15 protein-coding genes, 1 tRNA gene and 1 CRISPR repeat array are annotated in these 25,041 nt (G+C 70.8%); of the genes, 15 read left to right on the top strand and 1 reads right to left on the bottom strand.

The window, feature by feature from the left end; all coding sequences use genetic code 11:
• From dnaA to gyrA, 7 genes are all read left to right on the top strand, one after another.
• The gene (gene dnaA / locus EKD16_RS00005) at positions 1 to 2,100 is read left to right on the top strand and encodes a chromosomal replication initiator protein DnaA (RefSeq protein WP_131096476.1); all 2,100 of its coding nucleotides are present in this window, start codon (positions 1 to 3) and stop codon (positions 2,098 to 2,100) included.
• Positions 2,101 to 4,191: 2,091 nt separating this feature from the next.
• The gene (gene dnaN / locus EKD16_RS00010; RefSeq protein ID WP_131096477.1) at positions 4,192 to 5,328 is read left to right on the top strand and encodes a DNA polymerase III subunit beta; all 1,137 of its coding nucleotides are present in this window, start codon (positions 4,192 to 4,194) and stop codon (positions 5,326 to 5,328) included.
• Positions 5,329 to 5,386: 58 nt separating this feature from the next.
• Positions 5,387 to 6,292, top strand: a complete 906-nt coding sequence (gene gnd, locus EKD16_RS00015) for a phosphogluconate dehydrogenase (NAD(+)-dependent, decarboxylating) (protein ID WP_131096478.1) — start codon at positions 5,387 to 5,389, stop codon at positions 6,290 to 6,292.
• A gap of 216 nt (positions 6,293 to 6,508) precedes the next feature.
• Positions 6,509 to 7,639, top strand: a complete 1,131-nt coding sequence (gene recF, locus EKD16_RS00020) for a DNA replication/repair protein RecF (protein ID WP_131096479.1) — start codon at positions 6,509 to 6,511, stop codon at positions 7,637 to 7,639.
• Positions 7,632 to 8,138, top strand: coding sequence for a DUF721 domain-containing protein (locus EKD16_RS00025; protein ID WP_131096480.1), 507 nt, complete (start codon positions 7,632 to 7,634; stop codon positions 8,136 to 8,138). The genes recF and EKD16_RS00025 overlap by 8 nt, the downstream gene beginning before the upstream one ends.
• A 396-nt stretch (positions 8,139 to 8,534) precedes the next feature.
• Positions 8,535 to 10,472, top strand: coding sequence for a DNA topoisomerase (ATP-hydrolyzing) subunit B (gyrB, locus tag EKD16_RS00030; RefSeq protein WP_131096481.1), 1,938 nt, complete (start codon positions 8,535 to 8,537; stop codon positions 10,470 to 10,472).
• Between the two features lie 53 nt (positions 10,473 to 10,525).
• Positions 10,526 to 13,192, top strand: a complete 2,667-nt coding sequence (gene gyrA / locus EKD16_RS00035; protein WP_131096482.1) for a DNA gyrase subunit A — start codon at positions 10,526 to 10,528, stop codon at positions 13,190 to 13,192.
• A gap of 362 nt (positions 13,193 to 13,554) precedes the next feature.
• Here the strand turns inward: gyrA and EKD16_RS25910 are convergent, their stop codons facing one another.
• Positions 13,555 to 14,634 carry a hypothetical protein gene (locus tag EKD16_RS25910; RefSeq protein ID WP_242677157.1) on the bottom strand — a complete coding sequence of 360 codons (1,080 nt, stop codon included), beginning with the start codon at positions 14,632 to 14,634 and terminating at the stop codon, positions 13,555 to 13,557.
• A 52-nt stretch (positions 14,635 to 14,686) separates the two neighbouring features.
• On the opposite strand from EKD16_RS25910, the gene EKD16_RS25915 reads away from it, so the two are divergent.
• The 8 genes from EKD16_RS25915 to cas6e all read left to right on the top strand — a co-directional run bounded on the left by EKD16_RS25915 (position 14,687) and on the right by cas6e (position 25,033).
• Positions 14,687 to 15,109, top strand: coding sequence for a DUF3566 domain-containing protein (locus EKD16_RS25915; protein ID WP_242677158.1), 423 nt, complete (start codon positions 14,687 to 14,689; stop codon positions 15,107 to 15,109).
• 157 nt (positions 15,110 to 15,266) lie between these two features.
• Positions 15,267 to 15,340, top strand: a tRNA-Ile gene (locus tag EKD16_RS00045).
• Positions 15,341 to 15,951: 611 nt separating this feature from the next.
• Positions 15,952 to 17,017: a CRISPR direct-repeat array (repeat unit 29 nt; unit sequence GTGCTCCCCGCGCACGCGGGGATGGTCCC).
• Positions 17,018 to 17,194: 177 nt separating this feature from the next.
• Positions 17,195 to 20,128: a CRISPR-associated helicase Cas3' gene (gene cas3, locus EKD16_RS00050; protein ID WP_131096484.1), complete on the top strand. Its 2,934-nt coding sequence runs from the start codon at positions 17,195 to 17,197 to the stop codon at positions 20,126 to 20,128.
• Complete coding sequence (gene casA / locus EKD16_RS00055; RefSeq protein WP_131096485.1) at positions 20,118 to 21,770, top strand: type I-E CRISPR-associated protein Cse1/CasA; 1,653 nt, start codon at positions 20,118 to 20,120, stop codon at positions 21,768 to 21,770. The genes cas3 and casA overlap by 11 nt, the downstream gene beginning before the upstream one ends.
• Positions 21,767 to 22,435 carry a type I-E CRISPR-associated protein Cse2/CasB gene (gene casB / locus EKD16_RS00060; RefSeq protein WP_131096486.1) on the top strand — a complete coding sequence of 223 codons (669 nt, stop codon included), beginning with the start codon at positions 21,767 to 21,769 and terminating at the stop codon, positions 22,433 to 22,435. The genes casA and casB overlap by 4 nt, the downstream gene beginning before the upstream one ends.
• Positions 22,432 to 23,613, top strand: a complete 1,182-nt coding sequence (gene cas7e / locus EKD16_RS00065) for a type I-E CRISPR-associated protein Cas7/Cse4/CasC (RefSeq protein WP_131096487.1) — start codon at positions 22,432 to 22,434, stop codon at positions 23,611 to 23,613. The genes casB and cas7e overlap by 4 nt, the downstream gene beginning before the upstream one ends.
• On the top strand, positions 23,610 to 24,323 hold the full coding sequence (gene cas5e, locus EKD16_RS00070) for a type I-E CRISPR-associated protein Cas5/CasD (protein ID WP_131096488.1): 714 nt from the start codon (positions 23,610 to 23,612) through the stop codon (positions 24,321 to 24,323). Before cas7e ends, cas5e begins: the two co-directional genes overlap by 4 nt.
• Entirely contained in the window at positions 24,323 to 25,033 is a 711-nt protein-coding gene (gene cas6e / locus EKD16_RS00075) for a type I-E CRISPR-associated protein Cas6/Cse3/CasE (RefSeq protein ID WP_131096489.1), read from the top strand. Before cas5e ends, cas6e begins: the two co-directional genes overlap by 1 nt.
• Positions 25,034 to 25,041: the final 8 nt, after the last annotated feature.

Raw genomic sequence — 25,041 nt, forward strand, 5'->3', positions numbered from 1 at the left:
GTGTCTGAGGCACAGGTCAACCTCGCAATGGTGTGGTCGAGTGTGCTGAACAGCCTCGACAACAGCGCGCTCCCCCCGCAGCAGCGGGCCTGGCTGCCCCAGACCCGCCCGCTCGGGCTGATCGAGGACACCGCATTGCTCGCAGCCCCCAACGAGTTCGCCAAGGAGGTGCTGGAGACCCGGCTGCGCCCGGCGATCAGCCAGGCCCTCTCCAGCGAGCTGGGCCGCGAGATACGGGTCGCGGTGACCGTCGACCCCACCGCGGTGCAGCCCGCCCCGCCGGCGGCCCCGCCCGCGGGGGGCTACGGCCCGTCCGCACCCGACCCCGCGGCCGGTCCGCCCGCGTCCGCCGCCGGACCGGCTCCGTGGCAGCAACCGCCCGTGGTCTCCGAAGACCTGCCCGGCCCGCCGGCGGCCACCGAGGAGGTCCCCGACGGCCAGTTCGGCCAGCCCGGCCAGCAGGGCGCCCAGAGCCAGCCCGGCCAGGGAGCCTACGGCGGGCAGCCCGGCCAGCAGGGGCACCACGCAGCCGCCGCGTCGTACGGTCAGCACGCCCGACCCGACCAGCATTTCCAGCAGCAGCCCGGCTCCGATGCCTATCCCGCCCCCGAGCCGCCGCACGCCCAGCCGTGGCCGGACCCGGCCACCGGCTATCCCGACGTCGGTGACGACCTGCTCGCCCCGCGCCCCGCGCCCGGAGGCGCCGAGTCTCCCCCACACCCGGCGTCGTCCTCCTATTCCGGCGGCCCCCCGGACGGCGCGCCCGCCCAGCGGGCGCGGCAGGGCGCCGACTGGGACGTGCCGAACCGTTGGGAGACCCCCGACCGGGAGTCTCCGGCGTCCTGGCAGCAACAGCCCGCCCCGCAGGAGCAGTCCGCCTCCCAGTGGGAACAGGGCCGGTGGGAGCAGGGCGCCGCCGCGCCTCGGCCCGCGGAAGAGGGGAACACAGCCACCGGCGGTCCACAGGCACCGGACACCGAGGAGGCGCAGGGCGCCACTCCCCCGCCGCCGGTTCCCGCCGCGCCCGACACCTCCGGCGGCAACCAGCCGCACACCTCGGCCGAGCCCGCGCGGCTGAACCCGAAGTACACCTTCGACACCTTTGTGATCGGGTCCAGCAACCGCTTCGCCCACGCGGCCGCGGTGGCGGTGGCCGAAGCACCGGCGAAGGCGTACAACCCGCTGTTCATCTACGGCGGGTCGGGCCTGGGGAAAACCCACCTGCTGCACGCCATCGGCCACTACTCCCGGCGGCTCTACGACGGCGCCCGGGTGCGCTATGTCAGCTCGGAGGAGTTCACCAACGAGTTCATCAACTCCATCCGCGACGGCAAGGCAGACGGCTTCCGGCGGACCTACCGCGACATCGACGTCCTCCTGGTCGACGACATCCAGTTCCTGGAGAACAAGGAGCAGACGCAGGAGGAGTTCTTCCACACCTTCAACACGCTGCACAACTCCAACAAGCAGATCGTGATCTCCAGCGACCGCCCGCCCAAGCAGCTGGTCACCCTGGAGGACCGGCTGCGCAACCGGTTCGAGTGGGGGTTGATCACCGACGTCCAACCGCCGGAGCTGGAGACCCGCATCGCGATCCTGCGCAAGAAGGCCGCCCAGGAGGGGCTTGCCGCGCCACCGGAGGTGCTGGAGTTCATCGCCAGCAAGATCTCCACCAACATCCGCGAACTGGAAGGCGCGCTGATCCGGGTCACCGCCTTCGCGAGCCTGAACCGGCAGTCGGTGGACCTGCACCTGACCGGGATCGTCTTGAAGGACCTGATTCCCGACGACGAGGGCCCGGAGATCACCGCCTCGGCGATCATGGCCCAGACGGCGTCCTACTTCGGACTGAGCACCGAGGACCTGTGCGGTACATCGCGCTCCCGCGTCCTGGTCACCGCCCGGCAGATCGCGATGTACCTGTGCCGCGAACTGACAGACCTTTCGCTGCCCAAGATCGGCCAGCAGTTCGGCCGCGACCACACCACGGTGATGCACGCCGACCGCAAGATCCGCTCGCTGATGGCCGAGCGCCGCTCCATCTACAACCAGGTCACCGAGTTGACCAACCGGATCAAGCAGCAGTCCCGCGACGGCTGAGCGCGTCCGCTGAGGGCGGGTGGGCTGCACGGCTGCACAATGGAAGGGCGGCGAGGGAGGCACGGGGTCGGGCCCGCGCCCATCGGGCCGGGTTCCCGCCGCCGGCGGCTGGCGGAGGGGCGGCTCGGGTCCGCTGGGCGGCCTTGTTGGTCTGCCGGGAGCGGGTGGACTTGACTGAAAAGCGGCGCCGAGGACGGCGGATGGCCGGGCCCGCGCCCACCGGTTCGGGTGCCCGCCGGTGACCCACGCGACGGGGTCGGCGAGGACGCCGGCGGGGCCGGGCCCGCGGTGGTCGCGACGGCGGTCACCGGCCCCGACCGCGGGCGGTCGAGCCCCAGGGGGCGCCGCCCGCTCGTCGGGCGGGCCTGATGCGGGGCTCCCACCAGCGATCATGGCCGGATGGGGGCCACGAGATGCACGTACGTGCGGCGGTATCCGCCTCGGCGCCGCCCCGAGGCGCCACCCCCGCAACGTCATTCCGCGATACGAAACATCACGGGGTGTTTTGTCCGTCAACGCCCGAGTTCCCAGTAGGGCCCGCACCCGCACCGCGGCGGCGATGGCGCACGAAGCGCGCCGAATGGCGCGAAAACGCCCCCGGCGTCAACCTTTCGTGCGCCTCGTGACCAGCGCGCCCGCCGAGGCCAGCCGCAAAACGGGCATAGGGCCCCAAAAATCCACTCCATCGGGCGGTGGGGCTCCCGCCGGCGACGCCCGGGCGCAACGAGCGACGTGTCGTCGCCCTCGATCCCCGATCCGGCGCACCACCGGGCCGCGCGGGGCCTCCGGCCTGCGCGGGCCCGGCCGGAACACGGCGGCGGCGCCTGTCGATCCCGCGCCCGCTATGTCCGACGTGCCGGAGTCGGCCGCGGAGGTCGTGGCGATCGCGGCCGAATTCCCAAAGAACGCCGCCGGATCTCGTCATACGGCCACGATCGCCGCGCCGCCCTGCGACACAACGGGCACGCGAGCACCTCCCGGCCCCGCCGGCGTCCTCGCCGCCCCCGCCGCACGCGCCACCGGCGAGCACGCGAACCGGTAACCGCAGGCCCGGCCGTCCGCCGTCCCCGCCGCCGCCTTCCCGTAAGACCGCCCGCATCCCGGCAGACCAACCAGGCCGCCCAGCGGACCGGGGCCGCCCCGCTGCAACCGCCACCAGCGAGCACCCGAACCGACGACCGCGGGCCGGACCCGGCGCCGTCCTCGCCGCCGCTTTTCAGTCAAGTCCACCCGCTCCCGGCAGACCAACCAGGCCGCCCAGCGGACCGGGGCCGCCCCGCTGCAACCGCCACCAGCGAGCACCCGAACCGACGACCGCGGGCCGGACCCGGCGCCGTCCTCGCCGCCGCTTTTCAGTCAAGTCCACCCGCTCCCGGCAGACCAACAAGGCCGCACAGCCAACCCGAGCCGCCCCGTCGGGCGGGCCGCCGCCGCCCTCGCAGCCTTCCCGGACCCCGAAGCCGGACCGCGCGAAAAATTTCCAGGCCGATTTCGCGGCGCTCTCACCCGAGTTATCCCCAAGGTGTCCCGATTGTCTGTGGAAAACCCGTGGATAAGCCTGCGGATAACCCGCCGGTTCCGGTGGACAACTTGGGGACGGGCTGGGGACAAGCTGTGCCCGCTGGGCAACAGGGGTTGACTCGGCTTCCCCAGCGCCTGTGGGTATCCGGTGGATAACCTGTGGATCAGCCGTGGATAACTCGTGGACCGGCTGTGCACAGCCCACGGCCGTCCACAGCGGGCCGAGTTTTCCCCAGGCGTCGCCCACAAGGCCGGTGGATAAAAATCGCGGGACTCACCTGCGAAAACAAGGGTTGTCCACAGTTTCCACAGCCCCTACTACTACGACGCCACCTATATCTCTCTCGTGCCTTGGTAAATCAGCTTCGGCCCCGAACTGTGGACAACCCGCTCCGCCCCTCGCCGTCCGCTGGGGCAGGCGCCGGACGCCGACGGCGATCGGGTGTGGTGGGCAGCGGACGGGGCCGAATCCGGGTACCGTGTGAAGCTGTCCCCATGACGCGTCCGGCGTCACCGCCGCGACACCGCCCCCAGGGGCCCCTGGTCTTTTCGAGGAAAGCGAGTCGGATAGTGAAGTTCCGGGTCGAACGCGACGTACTGGCCGACGCCGTCGCCTGGACCGCCCGCAGCCTGCCGTCCCGGCCGTCGGTGCCGGTGCTCGCGGGCATGCTGCTGGACGCGACCGACGACGAGGGCGGCCGACTGAGGCTCTCCAGCTTCGACTACGAGGTCTCGGCGCAGGTGTCGGTCGACATCGACGTCGAGGAGTCGGGGACCACCCTGGTGTCGGGCCGCCTGCTCGCCGAGATCACCCGGAACCTGCCTCCACAGATTGTGGAGATCAGCACCGACGGCGCCAAGGTCGTCGTCTCCTGCGGCAGCGCGAAGTTCACCCTGCTGACCCTTCCTGTGGAGGACTACCCCTCGCTGCCGGCGATGCCCGAGCTGACCGGCTCGGTGGGCAGCGACGCCTTCGCCGCGGCCGTCGGGCAGGTCGCGGTCGCCGCCGGACGCGACGACACGCTGCCGATGCTGACCGGCGTCCGGGTCGAGATCGAGGGCGACACCGTCACGCTGGCCTCCACCGACCGCTACCGCCTCGCGGTGCGCGAGATCGCCTGGAAGCCCGAGAACCCCGACGTCTCCGCGGTCGCCCTGGTCCCCGCCAAGACCCTCGCCGACACCGCCAAGTCGCTCACCGGCGGCGCCGAGGTCTCCATCGCGCTGTCCAACGCCGACAACGGCGAAGGCATGATCGGCTTCGAAGGCGGCGGCCGCCGCACCACCACCCGGCTGCTCGACGGGGAGTTCCCCAAGTACCGCGCCCTGCTGCCCGACTCGTTCAACTCCGTCGCCGAGATCCAGCGAAGCGAGTTCATCGAGGCCGTCAAGCGTGTCTCGCTGGTCGCCGAGCGCAACACGCCGCTGCGGCTGTCCTTCAGCGAGGACCGCGCCGTCCTGGAGGCCGGAACCGGCGACGAGGCACAGGCTGTGGAGGCCCTGGACGCGTCCCTGGACGGCGACGAGATCGAGATCGCCTTCAACTCCGCATTCCTGCTCGACGGCCTCTCGGCCATCGACTCCGACGTGGCCCGGCTGCAGTTCACGACGTCCACCAAGCCGGCCATCATCACCGGCAAGCCCGCCGACGAGGACGCGACCGCGGACTACCGGTACCTGATCATGCCGGTCCGGCTGTCCGGTTGAGCCCGCGACAGCAGCGCATCGCACATTCCGACACGGGTCGCATTGGGGGAAGACGAGCATGCAGCTAGGGATGGTCGGTCTGGGCAAGATGGGCGGCAACATGGCCGGCCGCCTGCGTGACAAGGGCCACGACGTCGTCGGCTTCGACTTCGACCCCGAAGTGCGCGACGTCGCGAGCCTGGCCGAGCTCGCGCAGCGGCTTCCGGCTCCGCGCACCGTCTGGCTGATGGTGCCCGCCGGTGCGCCCACCCTGCAGACGATCAACCAGCTCGCCGACGTGCTGGAGAGCGGCGACCTGATCGTCGAAGGCGGCAACTCCCACTACGTCGACGACCGCCGGCGCGCCGACGAGCTGCGTGAGCGCGGTATCGCCTACGTCGACGCCGGCGTCAGCGGCGGCGTGTGGGGCCGTGAAGAGGGTTACGGCATCATGGTCGGCGGCGCGCCCGAGGACGTCGCACGTGCCGAGCCGGTGTTCACGGCGCTGACCCCGGACGACGGCGGCTACGTGCACGCCGGCGGCGTCGGGGCCGGGCACTTCGTCAAGATGGTGCACAACGGCATCGAGTACGGCATGATGCAGGCTTTCGCGGAGGGCTACGAGCTCCTGGCGGCCTCCGACATCGTCGACGACGTCCCCGGCACCTTCGACAGCTGGCGGGAGGGCACCGTGGTGCGCTCCTGGCTGCTCGATCTGCTGGTGCGCGCGCTGCGCGAGGATCCCGAGCTCGACGGCATCCGCGGTTACGCCGAAGACTCCGGCGAGGGGCGGTGGACGGTGCAGGCCGCCGTCGACCACGCGGTACCCGCCCCGGCCATCTCCGCTTCGCTGTTCGCCCGTTTCGCCTCGCGCCAGGAGGACAGCCCGGCGATGAAGGTGATCGCCGCCCTGCGCAACCAGTTCGGCGGGCACGCGGTCACCAGGTCCACCGACGACGATTCGGTGCAGACGCCGCCGAGCTGATCCCTTCCCCGGGCGCCCGAGAAGCAGGTGCGCCTGCCGCGGAGCGCCGTATTCGGTCACCGGGGCACGGTTGACTGGAGTTGTCGGGATGTGCGGTCGGTCGGCTTCGCTCCGCCGGCTTCGGCCCGGTTCCGCGGGCGGGTTTCACGTGAAACCGCGGGCGTAGGAATCCCCCTCGGCCGGGGGCGCCCCAGGGCACCAGGCAGGAGAGGTCGGATGTACGTTTCACACCTGCAACTGGCCGACTATCGGTCCTACGAGTCGGTCCACTTGGAGCTCGGCCCCGGGATCAGCACCTTCGTCGGACCCAATGGCCAGGGCAAGACGAATCTCGTCGAGGCCATCGGCTACGTCGCCTCGCTGGGCAGTCACCGTGTCGCCACGGACTCACCGCTGGTCCGGCAGGGCGCGCAGCGCGCGGTCGTGCGCGCGGCCATCGTCAAGGACGAACGGCAGGCCGTCGTCGAACTGGAGATCAACCCCGGCAAGGCGAACCGGGCCCGGCTGAACCGGGCGCCCGCCACCCGCCCCCGCGAGGTGCTGGGCGTGCTGCGCACGGTGCTGTTCGCGCCGGAGGACCTCGCGCTGGTCAAGGGCGATCCGGGCGAGCGGCGCCGCTTCCTCGACGACCTGCTGGTCGCCCGGACCCCGCGGCTGGCCGCAGTCCGGACCGACTACGAGCGTGTCCTCAAACAGCGCAACGCACTGCTCAAGTCCGCGTCGGCGCAGTTCTTCAAGCGCGCCGAGCCCGACCTTTCCACGCTGGAGGTCTGGGACGAGCATCTGGCCGTGGCCGGGGCGGAACTGCTGGCGGCGCGGTTGAGCCTGGTGGCGGAGCTGCAGCCGCTGGTGGCCAAGTCCTACAGCGAACTGACGACCGTCGGCGGGCCGCCGGTGCTGCAATACCGCTCCTCGGCCGCCGGCCCCGACGAGCAGCCGCCTCCCGACCGCGACCGGCTGGCGCAACTTCTCCGCGATGCGCTGGCCGAGCAGCGCGTTCAGGAGTTGCAGCGCGGCGTCAGCCTCGTCGGTCCGCACCGCGACGATCTCCACCTGCGGCTGGACGAGCTGCCGGCCAAGGGCTACGCCAGCCAGGGCGAGTCCTGGTCTTACGCCCTGGCGCTGCGCCTGGCCGGCTTCGAGCTGCTGCGGGCCGACGGCGACGACCCCGTGCTCCTGCTCGACGACGTTTTCGCCGAACTCGATTCCGAGCGCCGCCGGCGCCTCGCCGAGCACGTCCGCCACGCCGAGCAGGTGCTCGTCAGCGCCGCCGTGGCCGAGGACATCCCCCCGGAGCTGCAGGGCGCACGCTTCCGTGTCGTCGAAGGAGGTGTCGAACGTGAGTGAGGACACCCGGGGTCCCTCGTCGTCCGCCTCCCCGACCGACGACGGCCCGCCGGCGCCCACCGGCGCCGACCTCGCCCGCCAGGCGCTCGCTCAGGCGAAGGCGGCCGCCCGCGAGCGCGGCGCAGCGCCCGAGCAGCGTCCGCGGCGGACGCGCCGCCGGACCTCGCGGTCGCGCAACGAACCGCAGCTGTTCGGCGACGCCGTGCGCGCGTGGCTGGCCGAGCACGGCTGGCAGGAGCAGGTGGCGGTCGGCGGAGTCTTCGGCCGCTGGAACGAGATCGTGGGCGAGTACAACGCTCAGCATCTGCGTCCCGTCTCCTATGAGGCGGGCGAGCTGGTCATCGCCGCGGACTCGGCCACGATGGCCGCGCACGCCCGCGCGATGGTGCGCGACCTGCTGCGGCGCCTCAACGAGGAACTCGGCCACCAGACCGTGGTCTCCATCAAGGTCCAGGCGCCCGGGCGCGGGCGCGGACACGGGCCGCGGCGGGTGAGTTGACCCATGGGTCACCCGCTGATCACGCGCGGTTGGACCGGGCTTGAAAGTCGGGGTGCCGCTCAGCGGCGCTGAACGGCGCGGGGAATTGTTCGCGGGGGTGTCCGCGTGTAGGGAGTCCGGCCCCGGTCTGTTCACGCGTTCTCGGGCGGCACAGCGCCGCGAATGCCACTTTCCGGCCGCGCGCGCGGTATCATGGGAGAAGTTCTTCGGACGCTTCCTCCGGTATAGCCCGCCCCAAGAGGAGAGGGCGGTGGAAAACGGGGCGGGGATCGCGATGTCCAGGCGGGAGCTGTGCCGGCGGTACAGGCCCGCGCTGCGTGCGGCACGGCCCGGTGGACCTCCCCATGCCCCGGGGGCTCCGGACGGTACGCGTCCCCAGCAGGAGGGTGTTTCCACTTGGCCTACGACGCTTCAGCGATCACGATTCTTGAAGGGCTCGAGGCGGTACGCAAACGCCCCGGCATGTACATCGGGTCGACCGGTGAGCGCGGACTCCACCACCTGGTCTACGAGGTCGTGGACAACTCGGTCGACGAGGCGCTCGCGGGATACGCCAGCGCCATCGAGGTGACCCTGCAGGCCGACGGCGGTGTGCGCGTGGCCGACAACGGCCGCGGCATGCCGGTCGACACCCACCCGGTCGAGAAACGTCCAGCGGTGGAGGTCATCCACACCACGCTGCATGCGGGCGGCAAGTTCGACGGCAAGTCCTACGCGGTATCGGGCGGTCTGCACGGTGTCGGTGTGACGGTCGTCAACGCGCTCTCGTCCGCCCTCGAAGTCGAGATCAGCCGCGACGGCAGCGTATGGCGGCAGAGCTACCGCACCGCGCGCCCGACAGCACCCCTGTCACGCGACGAGGACACCGACGAGACCGGTACCCAGACCGTCTTCTGGGCCGACGACTCGATCTTCGAGACCACCACCTACAACTTCGAGACCCTCGCACGGCGCATGCAGGAGATGGCGTTCCTGAACAGGGGACTGTCCATCACCATCCGCGACGAGCGGCCGGAGTTCACCGGCGAGACACCGCTGGTGCACACCTACCACTACGAGAACGGCATCTCCGACTTCGTCGCGCACATCAACACGACGAAGGACCCCGCCCACGCCACGATCATCGGGTTCGAGGAAGACGGCGACGGCCTCTCCGCCGAGATCGCCATGCAGTGGAACCAGTCCTACACCTCCTCGGTGCACACCTTCGCCAACACCATCAACACCGCCGAAGGCGGCACCCACGAAGAGGGCTTCCGCACCGCGCTCACCTCTGTCGTCAACCGCTACGCGCGCGAGCAGCGCCTGCTGCGTGAGAAGGACGACAATCTCACCGGCGACGACATCCGCGAGGGCCTGACCGCGATCATCTCGGTGAAGCTGGCCGACCCCCAGTTCGAGGGGCAGACCAAGACGAAGCTGGGAAACACCGAAGCCAAGTCGTTCGTCCAGCGGGTGACCCACGAGCACCTGCGCGACTGGTTCGAGCGCAATCCGGGCGAGGCCAAGGACATCGTCACGAAGGCCAGCCAGGCGGCGCGCGCCCGCATCGCCGCGCGGCAGGCGCGCGACCTCACGCGGCGCAAGACCCTGCTGGAGTCCACCTCCCTGCCCGGCAAGCTCTCCGACTGCCAGTCCACCGAGCCGGAGAAGTCCGAGGTCTACATCGTCGAGGGCGACTCCGCCGGCGGCTCCGCCAAGGGCGGGCGCGACCCCCACTACCAGGCGATCCTGCCCATCCGCGGCAAGATCCTCAACGTGGAGAAGTCGCGCGTCGACCGGATCCTGAAGAACGCCGAGGTCCAGGCGATCATCACGGCTCTGGGCACCGGAATCCACGACGACTTCGACGCCGACAAGCTGCGGTACCACAAGATCATCCTGATGGCCGACGCCGACATCGACGGCCAGCACATTCGCACACTGCTGCTCACGCTGCTGTTCCGGTTCATGAAGCCGCTGATCGAGGCCGGCTACGTCTACCTGGCCCAGCCGCCGCTGTACAAGATCAAGTGGGACAGCCGCGGCTCCGACGCCGACTACGCCTACTCCGACCGCGAGCGCGACGAGCTGATCGCCGCGGGCGTCGCAGCGGGCAAGCGCGACCCCCGGCCGCGCGACCTCGTGCAGCGCTTCAAGGGCCTGGGCGAGATGAACGCCACCGAGCTGTGGGACACCACGATGGACCCCGACGGGCGCGTCCTGCTCCAGGTGACTCTCGACGACGCGGCACAGGCCGACGAGATGTTCAGCGTGCTCATGGGTGAGGACGTGGAGTCCCGGCGCTCCTTCATCCAGCGCAACGCCCGGGATGTCCGCTTCCTGGACATCTGACGCCCGCACATCCGACGGCAGCGAACGACTCATCAGAAAAGGATCGACATCCAGTGGCGGATGCGAACACACCGGAAGCTCCTGAAGAGGCCGAAGGCCCCGGCCAGCGCGTCGAGCCCGTTGACATCCAGGTCGAGATGCAGCGCAGCTACCTCGACTACGCGATGTCGGTCATTGTCGGGCGCGCGCTGCCCGACGTCCGCGACGGCCTGAAGCCCGTCCACCAGCGGGTGCTCTACGCGATGTACGACGGCGGGTACCGGCCCGACCGCGGCTACTTCAAATGCGCCCGCGTCGTCGGCGACGTCATGGGCAACTACCACCCGCACGGCGACAGCGCCATCTACGACACCCTGGTGCGGCTCGCGCAGTCGTGGTCGATGCGGATGCCGCTCGTCGACGGCAACGGCAACTTCGGCAACGCCGGCAACGACCCGGCCGCGGCCATGCGCTACACCGAGTGCAAACTCGCGCCGCTGGCCATGGAGATGCTGCGGGACATCGACAAGGAGACCGTCGACTTCCGGCCCAACTACGACGGCCGCTCCCAAGAGCCCGTCGTGCTGCCCGCCCGCTTCCCCAATCTGCTGGTCAACGGCTCGGCCGGTATCGCGGTCGGCATGGCCACCAACATCCCGCCGCACAACCTGCGCGAGGTCGCCGACGGCGTCAAGTGGTTCCTGGCCAACCCGGAGGCCACCGACGAAGCCCTGCTGGACGCACTGCTCGCCCGGATCAAGGGGCCCGACTTCCCCACCAACGGCCTCATCGTGGGCCGCCGCGGTATCGAGGAGGCCTACCGCACGGGGCGGGGCTCGATCACCATGCGGGCGGTCGTGGAGGTCGAGGAGGACAGCCGCGGCCGGCAGACCCTCGTCGTCACCGAACTGCCCTACCAGGTGAACCCGGACAACCTGGCGCTGAAGATCGCCGAACTGGTCAAGGACGGCAAGGTCTCCGGCATCGCCGACGTCAAGGACGAGAGCAGCGGCCGCACCGGTCAGCGCCTGGTCATCGTGCTCAAGCGCGACGCCGTGGCCAAGGTCGTGCTGAACAACCTGTACAAGCACACCCAGCTGCAGGAGACCTTCGGGGCGAACATGCTGGCGCTGGTCGACGGCGTGCCGCGCACGCTGCGGCTGGACCAGCTGATCCGGTACTGGGTCGAGCACCAGATCGAGGTCATCGTCCGGCGCACGCGCTACCTGCTGCGCAAGGCCGAGGAGCGCGCCCACATCCTGCGCGCCCTGCTGCGGGCGATCGACCGCATCGACGAGGTCATCGCGCTGATCCGGGGAAGCGCATCGGCGGACGAGGCCAAGACCGGGCTGATGAGCCTGCTGGACATCGACGACGTCCAGGCGCGGGCGATCCTCGACATGCAGCTGCGCAAGCTCGCGGCGCTGGAACGCCGGCAGCTCACCGACGAGTACGACGAGCTGATGGCCCAGATCGACGACTACAACGACATCCTCGCCTCGCCCGAGCGGCAGCGCACCATCGTCGGCGACGAGCTGACCGAGATCGTCGACAAGTACGGCGACGACCGCCGCACGCACATCATCCCCTTCGAGGGTGACATGCGTATGGAGGACTTCATCGCCGAGGAGGACGTTGTCGTCACGATCTCGCGCGGCGGCTACGCCAAGCGCACTCGGCTCGACGGCTACCGCGCGCAGAAGCGCGGCGGCAAGGGGGTGCGCGGGGCCCAGCTGCGCCAGGACGACATCGTCCAGCACTTCTTCGTCACCACCACGCACCACTGGATCCTGTTCTTCACGAACAAGGGGCGCGTCTACCGCACCAAGGCCTACGAGCTGCCCGAGGCGGCGCGCGACGCGCGTGGCCAGCACGTGGCCAACCTGATGGAGTTCCAGCCCGATGAGGAGATCGCGCAGGTCATGGCGCTGCGCGACTACGACGACGCGCCGTACCTGGTGCTGGCCACCCGGCAGGGGCTGGTGAAGAAGTCGCGGCTGGAGGACTTCGACTCCGCGCGGTCGGCCGGGATCATCGCCATCAACCTGCGCGACGAGGACGAGCTGATCGCCGCGCGGCTGGTGTTCCCCACCGACGATCTGCTGCTGATCAGCAGCGACGCCCAGGCGATCCGGTTCACCGCCTCAGACGAGTCGCTGCGGCCGATGGGCCGCGCGACGAGTGGGGTCATCGGGATGCGCTTCCTGGCGGACGACTACCTGCTGAGCATGGACGTCGTCCGCGAGTCCGACGGGCCCAGCGACGTGCTGGTGGCCACCGAGGGCGGCTACGCCAAGCGGACACCGGCGGAGCAGTACCCGGTGCAGAACCGCGGAGGCAAGGGCGTGCTGACGGCCAAGATCGTCGAGGCGCGCGGCAAGCTCGTGGGCGCCCTGATGGTGTCGCCCGAGGAGGACGAGGTCTTCGCCATCACGTCCTCGGGCGGCGTGATCCGCACCCGCTCCGCCGAGATCAAGCGCTCGGGGCGGACGACCATGGGCGTGCGGCTGATGAACCTCGCGAAGGGCAACCACGTGGTCGCCATCGCCCGCAACGCCGAGGCCGACGACGAGGAGGTCGGCGAGGTCGAGAGCGGCGAGGGTGCGGAGACAGCCGAGGCAGCCGAGACCACCGCGAGCGGTGGCGCGAGCGGTGGCGCGGAGCCTACCGGCGAGGGGGCGGCGACCGAGGGCGCGGACGGAGCCGCAGGCACGGACACCTCGGACGAGACGGAGTCCTGAGCCCCCGGGCGCTGATCGCAATCGGGCTGCACCGGCGGCGAGATCGCTGTGCAGCCGGACACACGTAGACTCCTGTGCAGGATGGAACAGTCGCCGCGGGGGGCGGTATCGGCCGCCCTCCGCGTGCTGTTTCGGCCGACCGACGAATCGGGCATAGAGTTTGCCTCCGTGGCGACGGCGTCCGCCTGATGCGGAGCCCGGCCGCGGATCGACCCCATCCCCCCTTGACCCTGTTTCCCCGTCACAAGGAAGTCCAGCGGTAACGTGGCTATGTCTGACAACACGCAACGGGAATCCGCCGAATCGGAGAAGTCCGCGGCGGACGGCGCTGTGAGCACAGAAGAGACGACGGCGGAAACGGATCAGGCCGCTTCGGCCGAACGGGGGGCCGATACCGCCGATTCCCGCGCTGCCGAGGAGACGACGGCAGCAGACGCGGACCAGGCGGCGGAGAAGTCGGAGAAGTCGGCCGAGACGTCGAAGGGCGCCGGGTCGGGGCGATCGGGGACCTCCGCAGCGAAGCCGGGGACGGGGAGCTCCGGGGGGAACCGTTCCGGCACCGCCAAGTCGGACGCCGGGAAATCAGGTGGAAAACCGGACAAGTCCGGTCCCGCGAAGACCGGCTCCGCCACATCGGAGCAGGCGGAGGCATCGGGCTCCGCGAAGTCCGAGACCGGTGACCGGGAGAGCGCCGCGCCGACCGAGGCCGAGGCCGAGGGAAGCGGCTCCGGCGCCTCCGGCTCCTCCGCGTCCACCGGAACCGCTGCGGGCGCGTCGGCGGCTACCTCCGGCCCTTCGGAGAAGGGCGGGAAGGCACAGAAGGGCACGCAGGGAGGCAAGGACGCCGGTGCTGCCTCGGCCACGGCCTCCGCGTCCTCGGACAAAGGCACCGGCAAGTCCGGCTCCGATAAGTCCGGGGCGGAGAAGTCCGGGGCGGAGAAGTCCGCGTCCGGCAAGTCTGGGGAGTCTTCGGATAAGACCACGTCCGCCACGACGGTGACCGGAAGCAAGTCGACTTCCCCGGGTTCCTCGACCTCCCCCGGTTCGGCGTCGTCCGGTACGTCCGCCGCCGCAAAGGCCACCGGGGCCGCCGGATCCGCGACCGTCGGCGCGTCCACGGGAATCGGCCAGAACACGAGCGGCGGCTCGGCCGACAAGTCGACGAAGAGCCCGGCATCCGCCTCCGGCAAGGCGTCCGGCTCCGGCGGCACCTCGCCGAGCCGGCCCGCGGGCACGTCCGCAACCTCGGCTACCTCTGCGACCAGCGGTTCGGGGCGGAAAACGGGTAGTGGTGTTTCCGACGGGGTGTCGAGCAAGTCGAGTAAGTCGAGCAGTTCGAGTGAACCGGGTGTGTCGAGCCGGGCGAGCAGCTCGGCATCGTCCACCAAGTCGGCCACCAAGCCGGCCGCCGAATCGGCAGGCGATGCCGACAGCGGATCCACGACGGCGAGCGAGTCCCCCGCCAAGGCGAAGGCCGAGCAGAGGGGAGTGTCCATGATGGCGCCGAACGGGCCCGCGACCACTGTCAAGGCCGCCAAGTCCACCCGCAAGGCCCACCTCTCGGTGAGCCGCGTGGAGCCGTGGTCGGTGATGCGGTTCAGCTTCGTCATCTCGCTGGTGTGCTTCATCATCCTGTTCGTCGCCGTGGTGGTGCTCTACGGCATCCTGTCCGGCCTTGGCGTCTTCGACGCGGTCACCGACCTGATCGGATCCCTCACCGAGGGCGGCGAGGGAGACCAGCTCAACCTGAACCCGCAGGAGTGGTTCTCCCCCGGCCGAGTCCTCGGCTACACCGGCCTGATCGGAGCCCTGAACATCATCCTGATCACGTCGCTGTCCACCATCGGCGCCATGCTCTACAACCTCGCGGCCGACCTGGTCGGCGGAATCGACATCACGCTCTCCGAGTCCGAGTAACCCCTCCACCCGCGCCGCGGTCCCGAGCATCCCCCACGACGCGCTAAACTCGACGGCAGAGGGGAACGCCAGCCATGCCTGTCGTTCCTCCCTGCCGAGCCGCGGCGACCGGGTTCGCCCAGGTCCTCCGAGTGCGGTAGAGTTCCAGCCGGAACGCGGGCGTATAGCTCAGACGGTTAGAGCGCATCCCTGATAAGGATGAGGCCCCAGGTTCAAGTCCTGGTACGCCCACACGTTTATGCAGGTCAGAGCCTGGTTCCCGCTGCGCGGGAGCCAGGCTCTTGCTCGTTTGACCGTCGTTCGACCGTGAGGACGACCCGGTAGCGCCCGTCAGGGCGCGGTGGCGAGTGGCAGCGAGCGGTAGGATGGTTTGGGCGTTGGCGCCGGGTGTCTCGGCCAGCCAGGCCTGCACGTGATCGCCGCCGGAGACGCCGGCGAAGTCCTCGGCGCCCGTGCGGCACACCGACACCACGGCGTCGACCTCCGGTTCTGCGTCGGCCAGTGCGAGGTTGCCCAGGATCACCCCCCCGCGTCGCGGGGATGGGCGGTGTGGCCGGGAACCGCGGCATCCTTGGGTCGGGGCTGGTGGTGGGCGGTGGGCCACCCGGTGGCGTCGGTTCCGAAGGCTCTGCCGATGCCCTGTGCTGCCAGGTCGCGGGCGCTGGGACCCGTTGCGGCGGATCCGTGAAGATCCGGTTAACACGGCGGCTGCGCCGAAGGAGGACCAGGCGCCCGAGCGCCGTCGTTTCGGGAGCCGATGAGGTTATATGAGTGTTTTGTCGAGTTTTCGGCGAGTGAAGGAAAACGGCCTTCGGAACTGATAAACGCGCAGGTCATTCACTGTGCTCCCCGCGCACGCGGGGATGGTCCCCCCGACCGCCGTGGATCTGGTCGTCTACGGCAGTGCTCCCCGCGCACGCGGGGATGGTCCCCGGCCGGCTGGAACAACAGGGAGTGGGACTGAGTGCTCCCCGCGCACGCGGGGATGGTCCCCAGTCGACGGGGACCATCACCGCGGTCGGGGTGTGCTCCCCGCGCACGCGGGGATGGTCCCTCCTGCACCGCCCCTTCGGCGATGCCGGTGACGTGCTCCCCGCGCACGCGGGGATGGTCCCAAGCAGATCCGCGGGTGGGTGCGCGAGGAATTGTGCTCCCCGCGCACGCGGGGATGGTCCTGGTCGCGAACTCGGTCCGGTTGTCGGCGAATCGTGCTCCCCGCGCACGCGGGGATGGTCCCCACGAGGCGCTCGTCGACCTGCCGCGCGCCTGGTGCTCCCCGCGCACGCGGGGATGGTCCTGTGTCGCGGACGTCGACCGTCGCGGGACTCTCGTGCTCCCCGCGCACGCGGGGATGGTCCCGTGGCGACGTGGTCGGTGATGCCGTCGGCGCGGTGCTCCCCGCGCACGCGGGGATGGTCCCTACGAGAACTGGCCCGATTTGGTGTGGTCGTCGTGCTCCCCGCGCACGCGGGGATGGTCCCTCGTCGATGACGGCCAGGTCGAGCGCGTCGCTGTGCTCCCCGCGCACGCGGGGATGGTCCCAGATGGTCTTGGATGACCGGACGGTGCCTTCCGTGCTCCCCGCGCACGCGGGGATGGTCCCAGGGTCGGCGGAGACGACAAGCGCAGTTTCGAGTGCTCCCCGCGCACGCGGGGATGGTCCCATGCTGGCCGAGGGAGAAGGAAAACAGGCCATGTGCTCCCCGCGCACGCGGGGATGGTCCCCTCAGTCGCAGCGTCTACGGTTGCCATCAAGTGTGCTCCCCGCGCACACGGGGATGGTCCCCATGAGAGCCTTCCGGCAAAACCTTGGCCGAAGTGCTCCCCGCGCACGCGGGGATGGTCCCAGCAGCCGCCGGAGACGGTGCTTGAGCGTCTGGTGCTCCCCGCGCACGCGGGGATGACCCGGGATTGAGTCCCGAGACCTCACCACCCACGCAGCTCCGCTTGAGCTATCCCCGCGCACGCGGGGATCGGGCGGGCCGGGGGCGTATAGCTCCTCCGGCCCCCGGGTTTGCGGGTCGTCAGAGCGCGAATTTTCCCGTTCTGCCTTCCTTGGGAGGTCTTATGCGGTTGACTTCTCCTATGGACTCCGAGGGCTCCCCCCTGCCCTGGCCCGGTGGGCTGTCCGCAGCCGCGCGTGCCGTGTGGGCCAAACACGATCACGACTCCGACGGCTGGTTGCCGCTGTGGCGGCATATGGCCGACAGTGCCGCCGTTGCGGAGCGGCTGTGGGATGAATGGGTTCCCGACCAGGTCCGCCGACTGGTGTCGGCCGAACTTCCCGGCGACGCCGATGACGCGCGCCGACTGGCGACGTGGCTGGCCGCGGTCCACGACATCGGCAAGGCGACGCCGGCCTTCGCCTGCCAGGTCGAAGGCCTCGCCGACCGGATGCGCAGCGAAGGTCTGGAGATGCCGCTGCAGAAGCAGATCCCCGATCGCCGCCTCGCCCCGCACGGGTTGGCCGGGCAGTTGCTGCTGCAAGAGTGGCTCATCGAGCGCCACGGGTGGCCCAAACCGGCCACGCTCCAGCTGTCGGTGGTCGTGGGCGGCCACCACGGCATCCCGCCGACCCAGGCGCAGATCCACGAGCTGACACGGCACCGGTCGCTGCTGCGGACCCGCGGCAGCGACGACGCCTGGCGCAGCGTCCAACACGACCTCCTCGACGCCGCCGCGCAGGCCTGCGGCATCCCGGGCCGCCTGAACCCCTGGCGGGATGTGAAGCTGCCGCAACCGGTGCAGGCGCTGCTGACCGCCGTGGTGATCATGGCGGACTGGATCGCCAGCAACCCCGAGTTGTTCCCGTACTTCCCCGGCGAACGCGGTAGCGGCCCTGAGCGCATCGACGCGGCCTGGCAGGGCCTGAATCTGCCGCGCCCCTGGGCCGCGGACGAACCCGACGCCGAGCCCGGCGCCCACTTCGCCGCACGCTTCGACCTGCCGACCGACGCCCGGATCCGCCCCGTGCAGGAAGCCGCGGTGGCCGCCGCCCGCGACATGGCCGCACCGGGACTGATGGTGCTCGAGGCGCCGATGGGGGAGGGCAAAACCGAGGCCGCCCTGGCCGTCGCGGAGGTCTTCGCGGCCCGCTCGGGCGCCGGCGGCTGCTTCATCGCGCTGCCCACGATGGCCACCGGCAACGCCATGTTCCCCCGCCTGCTCGAGTGGCTCGGCCACCTGCCCGACACCCGCGCCGGAACAGGTGCGCACTCCGTGTTCCTCGCCCACTCCAAGGCCGCGCTCAACGAGGACTTCGCCGAGCTGATGCGTGCCGGGCGCCGCTCCCTGGCCGGCATCGACCGCGACGGCGGCGCCGACACATGGCAGCCCCGCACCGACGCCCAGGCCGCCTCAGCCGAGCTGGTCGCCCACCACTGGCTGCGCGGCCGCAAGAAGGGGATGCTGTCCTCCTTCGCCGTCGGCACCATCGACCAGCTGCTCTTCGCCGGACTCAAGAGCCGGCATCTGGCGCTGCGCCACCTCGCCCTGGCGGGCAAGGTCGTGGTGATCGACGAGGCCCACGCCTACGACACCTACATGAACGCCTACCTCGACCGGGTCCTGTCCTGGCTGGGCGCCTACCGGGTGCCGGTCGTGGTGCTCTCGGCCACGCTGCCCTCCCGCAGGCGCCGGGAGCTCGCCCAGGCCTATGCCGGAGCCCGAGACGACGACACCGGATTCGCCGGCGTCCAGGCGGCACAGGCATACCCCCTCATCACCGCCGTCGCCCCGGGCGGCCTCCCCGGGGTGTCGGCGCCCGAGGCCTCCGGCCGAGGCACCGCGGTGCACGTGGAGCGCCTCGACGACGACCTGGAGCGGTTGTCCCGGCGGCTGGAGACCGAGCTCGAGGACGGCGGGTGCGTCCTGGTGGTGCGCAACACCGTGCGCCGCGTCGTGGAGACCGCGGCGCATCTGCGCAAGCGTTTCGGCGACGAACAGGTCACCGTCGCCCACGCCCGCTTCCTGGATCCGGACCGCGCCGACAACGACGCCGGGCTGCTCGCGGAATACGGCTCCCCCGACTACGTCGCGAAACACGGCGGCACCCGGCCCCGGCGGCGGATCGTGGTCGCCAGCCAGGTGGCCGAGCAGTCCCTGGACGTAGACTTCGACCTGCTGGTCAGCGACCTGGCCCCGATCGACCTGCTGCTGCAGCGTATGGGTCGCCTGCACCGCCACCGGCGCGGCGCGGACCAGGACGGGCGCCCGCCGCGGCTGCGCCGGGCCCGCTGCCTGATCACCGGAGTCGACTGGGACGCGCCTGTGCCCGAGGCCGATCGCGGCTCCCGCCGCGTGTACCGCACCTATCCCCTCTTGCGGTCGGCGGCCGCGCTTGAACCTTACCTCGCCCGGACGGACGGGACCGGGAACGCGCTGCACCTGCCCGAGGACATCAGCCCGCTCGTACAACGCGCCTACGGCGACGAGGAGATCGGCCCTCCGGAATGGGGCGAGGCCATGGAGAAGGCGCGCGCCGACCACGAAAAACACCAGGCCGAGCAGCACGCCAAGGCCGACGCGTTCCTGCTCAACCCGCAGGCGCGCCCCGGCCGTGCCTTGGTGGGCTGGGTGGAGGCCGGCGTCGGCGACGCCGACGACACCCGCCGCGGAAAAGCCCAAGTGCGCGACACCGAGGAGACCCTCGAAGTCCTGGTCGTGCAGCGGCGCTCCGACGGCAGACTGGCCACGGTGCCCTGGCTGAGCCCCGACCGCCAGGGCCGTGCCCGCGGCGGGCTGGAGCTGCCCACCGACACCGTTCCCGATCACCGGAGCGCACGCATCGTGGCCGCCTGCGGCCTCCGTCTGCCGCCCGAGTTCTCCAACGCACGCACCCTCGATCGGGCCATCGCCGAACTCGAGGAGCAGTGCGTGCCCGCCTGGCAGAGCAAGGACGCGTACTGGCTCGCCGGCGAGCTGATCCTCGTCCTGGACGAGGAATGTCGTAGCCGCCTGGCAGGCTTCGAACTCCGCTACACCCGGTCCGACGGTCTCGAGGTCCACCGTGCCGAATGAACCCGCCCGCCCCTCCTTCGACCTGACCACGCAACCGTGGATCCCCGTGCAGCGGCTCGACGGCACCGAGCAGGAACTGTCGCTGCACGACCTGCTCCAGCACACGGCGACACTGCGCCGGATCGTCGGTGACGTCCCCACCCAGGAGTTCGCCTTGGTGCGGCTCGTTCTAGCGATCGTCCACGACGCCGTCGACGGGCCGGACGACCCCGACGACTGGTCCCGGTACTGGGAGGACGGGCTGCCCGCCGAGGTGCTGTCGGCCTACCTGGACCGCCACCGCGAGCGCTTCGACCTGCTGCACCCCGAGGCACCCTTCTTCCAGGTCGCCGACCTGCGCACGGCCAAGGACGAGGTCTTCTCTCTCGACCGGATCGTGGCCGACGTGCCCAACGGCGACCCGTTCTTCACCATGCGGGCCCGCGGCGTCGACCGGCTCGGCTTCGCCGAGGCCGCCCGTTGGGTCGTTCACGCCCACGCCTACGACCCCTCCGGCATCAAATCCGGCGCGGTGGGCGACCCCCGCGTCAAGAACGGCAAGGGCTACCCCCAGGGTGTGGGATGGGCCGGCAACCTCGGCGGGGTGCTGGCTGAAGGCGCCACACTGCAGGAGACGCTGCTGCTCAACCTCGTCGCCGCCGACGTCGACAACCTCCGCATCGACGCCGACGACCGCCCCGCCTGGCGCCGCGACCCCGCGGGCGCCGCCCCCGCCGGGGACACGGACCTGGCCGCGCGCCCCACGGGAGTCCGCGACCTTTACACCTGGCAGAGCCGCCGCCTGCGCCTCCGCTACGACGCCGACGGGGTCTACGGGGCGCTGCTGGCCTACGGCGACCCGCTGCCGGCACGCAACATGCACAACCGCGAACCGATGACCGCCTGGCGGCGCAGCCCCGCCCAGGAGAAGAAGCACAGCTTGGCCCAGGTGTACCTGCCGCGCGAGCACGACCCCGCCCGCAGCGCCTGGCGCGGCCTGGCGGCCCTGGTCACCGGCCGGGTTACCGGCGGTGAGCAACGCCAGGAGGCCGCGGCGATCGTACGACCGCGCATACTCGACTGGGTCGCGCGCCTGGTCAACGAAGGCTTCCTGGAGGACGACCATCTCATCCGGCCCCGCCTGTTCGGCGCGGTCTACGGCACCCAGCAGTCGGTCATCGACGAGATCCTCGACGACGGCGTCGCCATGCACCTGGTCCTCCTGCACGAGCGCGACGACGGGCTCGGGCAGACCGCGGTCGATGCGGTCGAGGACGCCGACAAGGCCGTGACCGTCCTGGGCGATCTCGCGCAGCGCCTGGCGCAGGCGGCCGGAGCCGAGGCCGACGGCCCGCGCGCGGCAGCACGCGACCTCGGTTTCGCCGAGCTCGACGGCCCGTTCCGCGACTGGCTGGGCGGAATCCGGCCCGGCGACGATCCCGACGGCAAACGCGCCGAATGGCAGCTCCGCGCCCACCGCATCGTCCGCGAGCTCGGCCGGCATCTGGTCGACCAGGCAGGCGACGCGGCCTGGACCGGACGCCTAATCGAAACCAGGCAGACCACTTTCTGGCTCACGGCGGGCGGCGCCGACCTGCGTTTCCGCTCCGACCTGAACAAAGCGCTGCCCATGACCGCCCCGGCAGACAAGGAACCCGCGTGACCACCACAGCCCCCAAGCACCTCCCGGATCTACAGTGGGTCGGCGCCTTCGTCGACGAACGCGTCCGCGAAATCCAGAACGGCTACCTGCAGGACCGCTCCGATGCCGTGGCCACCCTCGCGCAGCTGCGGCGCGGCGCCGGCAAGACCATCGCCGAGGTCCCCGAACTGTGGGGACTGACGCTGGACGACCGCTTCTACAAAAACGCGCCGTATGCGCCCGATCCGGGCAGCGAACACGACCCCGCGGAGGACGCCGCCCACGTCGCCCTGACGCTCTATGGCGTGCACCAGCAGTCGCGCCGCGAGGATCGCATGCACCAGCGCGGACGCGACCTCGGTGGCGCCGTGCGACGGCTCATGCCGCCCGGCGACATCGACGAACCGGTGCGCCGCCGGTTCGTGCAGGCCGGCACCGCCCACGACCTTCCCGCCCTCGCCTACCGGCTGCGCGAAATCGTCGTGCTGCTGCGCCGCGACTCCGTGGCTCTGGACTACGGGCTGCTGGCCGACCGGATCCACCGGTTCCAGCAGCTCGGCGGCCGCACCACGGTCCGCGCGGCATGGGGGCGGGCCTTCCACGCCGCCTCCGCCGCGGCCGTCCCCACCGACGCCTCCGCGACCGCCGACGACACCACCCCCGAGACCGACGAGGACCACGAATGAGCCGCACCATCCTGGACCTGCACGTACTCCAGACCGTGCCGCCCAGCAACATCAACCGCGACGACACCGGCGCCCCCAAGACTGCGGTCTACGGCGGCGCGCGCCGGTCCCGCGTCTCCAGCCAGGCCTGGAAGCGCGCCACCCGCATGGCCTTCGACGACCTCCTCGACGCCGGCGAACTGGGCGTACGCACCAAACGGGTCGCCGAGTTGCTGACCGAGCGCATCCACAAGATCGACACCTCGATCGAGGAGCGCGAAGCCTGGACCCTGGCCGCCGAAACCGTGCAGGCCGCCACCGGCTCCAAGATCGAAGTCCCCAAACGCAAGGCGGATGCGGCCAAGAAGAACGGCCAACCGGACCCGGCCCCCGAGTCCGCCTACCTGATGTTCCTCAGCGCCCGCCAACTCGACGCCTTGGCCGAGCTCGCCGTCGAGGGACGCGCCGACATCAAGGCCTTCCTCAAGGACAACAAGAAGCGCGCCAAGGAACTCGCCGACACCCGGCATTCGGTCGACATCGCCCTGTTCGGCCGCATGGTCGCCGACGGAGCCGACGTCAACGTCGACGCCGCCGCCCAGGTCGCCCACGCCATCAGCGTCCACCCGGTGGAGAACGAGTCCGACTACTACACCGCCGTCGACGACGAGAACCCCGACGAAGAGACCGGCGCGGGCATGATCGGCACGGTGGAGTTCAACTCCGCCACCCTGTACCGCTACGCGGCCCTGGACGTCGACCTGCTGAGCAGGAACCTAGGGGAAGGGCTGCGCGAAGACGAGCCGGTCACCGAGCCGCTGCGCCGCGCCGTGGAGGCCTTCGTGCGCGGGTTCGTGGAGTCCCTACCCACCGGCAAGGTCAACACCTTCGGTAACCACACACTGCCCGACGCGGTGATCGTGAAGCTGCGCCGCACGCGTCCGGTCAGTTTCGTCGGCGCCTTCGAGGAACCGGTCGCGCTGGGCAGCGGCCACGTGCGCGAAGCCAGCCAGCGCCTGGCCGAGTACGTCGGAGAGGTCGAGGCCGCCTACGGCCTCGCCGACGACACCGAGACCTGGGTGCTGCGGGTGGGACCCAACACCGTCAAGCTCGCCGACCTGGGCACCGAGCTCCCCCTGGGCGAGTTGGTCACCGCCGTCGGTACCGCCACGGCCGAGCGGTCGGCCCCCACCGCATGAGTGCCCTGATGCTCCAGCTGGCCGGTCCCCTGCAAGCGTGGGGATCGGCGGCCCGCTTCGCCCGGCGCACCACCGAGAACGCCCCGACCAAGAGCGGAGTGATCGGGCTGCTGGCGGCGGCCCAAGGGCGCGATCGCACCGAGGACCTGTCGGATCTGACCGCACTGGATTTCGGAGTGCGCATCGACCAGCCCGGCACACGCGTGCGCGACTACCAGACCGCCCACCACCTCGACACGGACCGGTCCATGCCCGTCTCCGAGCGGTTCTACCTGGCCGATGCCGTCTTCGTCGCCGCAGTGGCAGGCGACGACGCGCTCATCGACCGGCTCCACGACGCGGTGCGGGCACCGGTCTACCTGCCGTATCTGGGGCGACGCTCCTGCCCGCCGGCACGGCCCATCGACCTGGGGGTCCGAGCCGCTGCCGGGCTCGAGGACGCGCTCCTCGCCGAGGAGTGGCACGCGGCCGCCTGGTACCAGCGAAAACGGCGCACCGAGCCCACCGCCTCCCTGACCACGCTCGTCGACGCGGCCCCGGGTGATGCCCGCGCCGACAGTCGGCGCGATATGCCGCTGAGCTTCGATCCGCTCCATAGGCGCTACGCCCTGCGCGGCGTGCGTATCCACACGGTCGAGGTCGCCAACCCGTGGGCCCGACGCCCGGCGGCCCCCGATCACGATCCGACCAGCCTGCTGGGAGGCGACTGATGTACCTCACCCGGTTCCGCATCAACACCGTGCTCAGGGATGCGCGCCGGCTGCTGTCGTCGCCGCGGACCATGCATGCGGCGGTCATGAACGCCTTCCCCGACGTACTGCCCACCGACACCGAGACCCCGCGGGTGCTGTGGCGCGTCGACCGCAACGCCAAGGCCGAAGTGTTCCTCTACATCGTCAGCCCCGCCAAACCGGACCTGACCCACATGGTGGAGCAGGCCGGCTGGAAGGAGCAGCCGAACTGGCAGACCTACGACTACGGCCCGTTCCTGGAGCGGCTGGCCACGGGAGAGCGGTGGGCGTTTCGCCTCACCGCCAACCCGGTGCACAGCATCCGCCGCAAAGACGGGGAACCCACCAAGGTCACCGCCCACGTCACCCCGCGTCACCAGGCCCAGTGGCTGCTGCAGCGCCAAGAGTCGGCCGGCTTCCGCGTGCTGGAGAAGCCGGAAGAGCAGCGGCTCCTGCCCGGGGGCGACGAGCACGAGCTCCTCGTGCACGACCGCCGCAGCCAGGCGTTCCACAAGCCCGGACAAGACGCCAAGGCGAAGGGCAAGAACCGCGTCTCCTTGGTCACCGCGACTTTCGACGGGCGGCTGGAGGTCGTCGATGCCGAGGCGCTGCGCCGCACCCTCACCCAGGGGCTGGGCCGGGCCAAGGCTTACGGGTGCGGGCTGATGACACTCGCCCCGGCGGAATGAGAGGCAGC

Source organism: Streptomonospora litoralis, from assembly GCF_004323735.1.
Classification (GTDB): Bacteria; Actinomycetota; Actinomycetes; order Streptosporangiales; family Streptosporangiaceae; genus Streptomonospora; species Streptomonospora litoralis.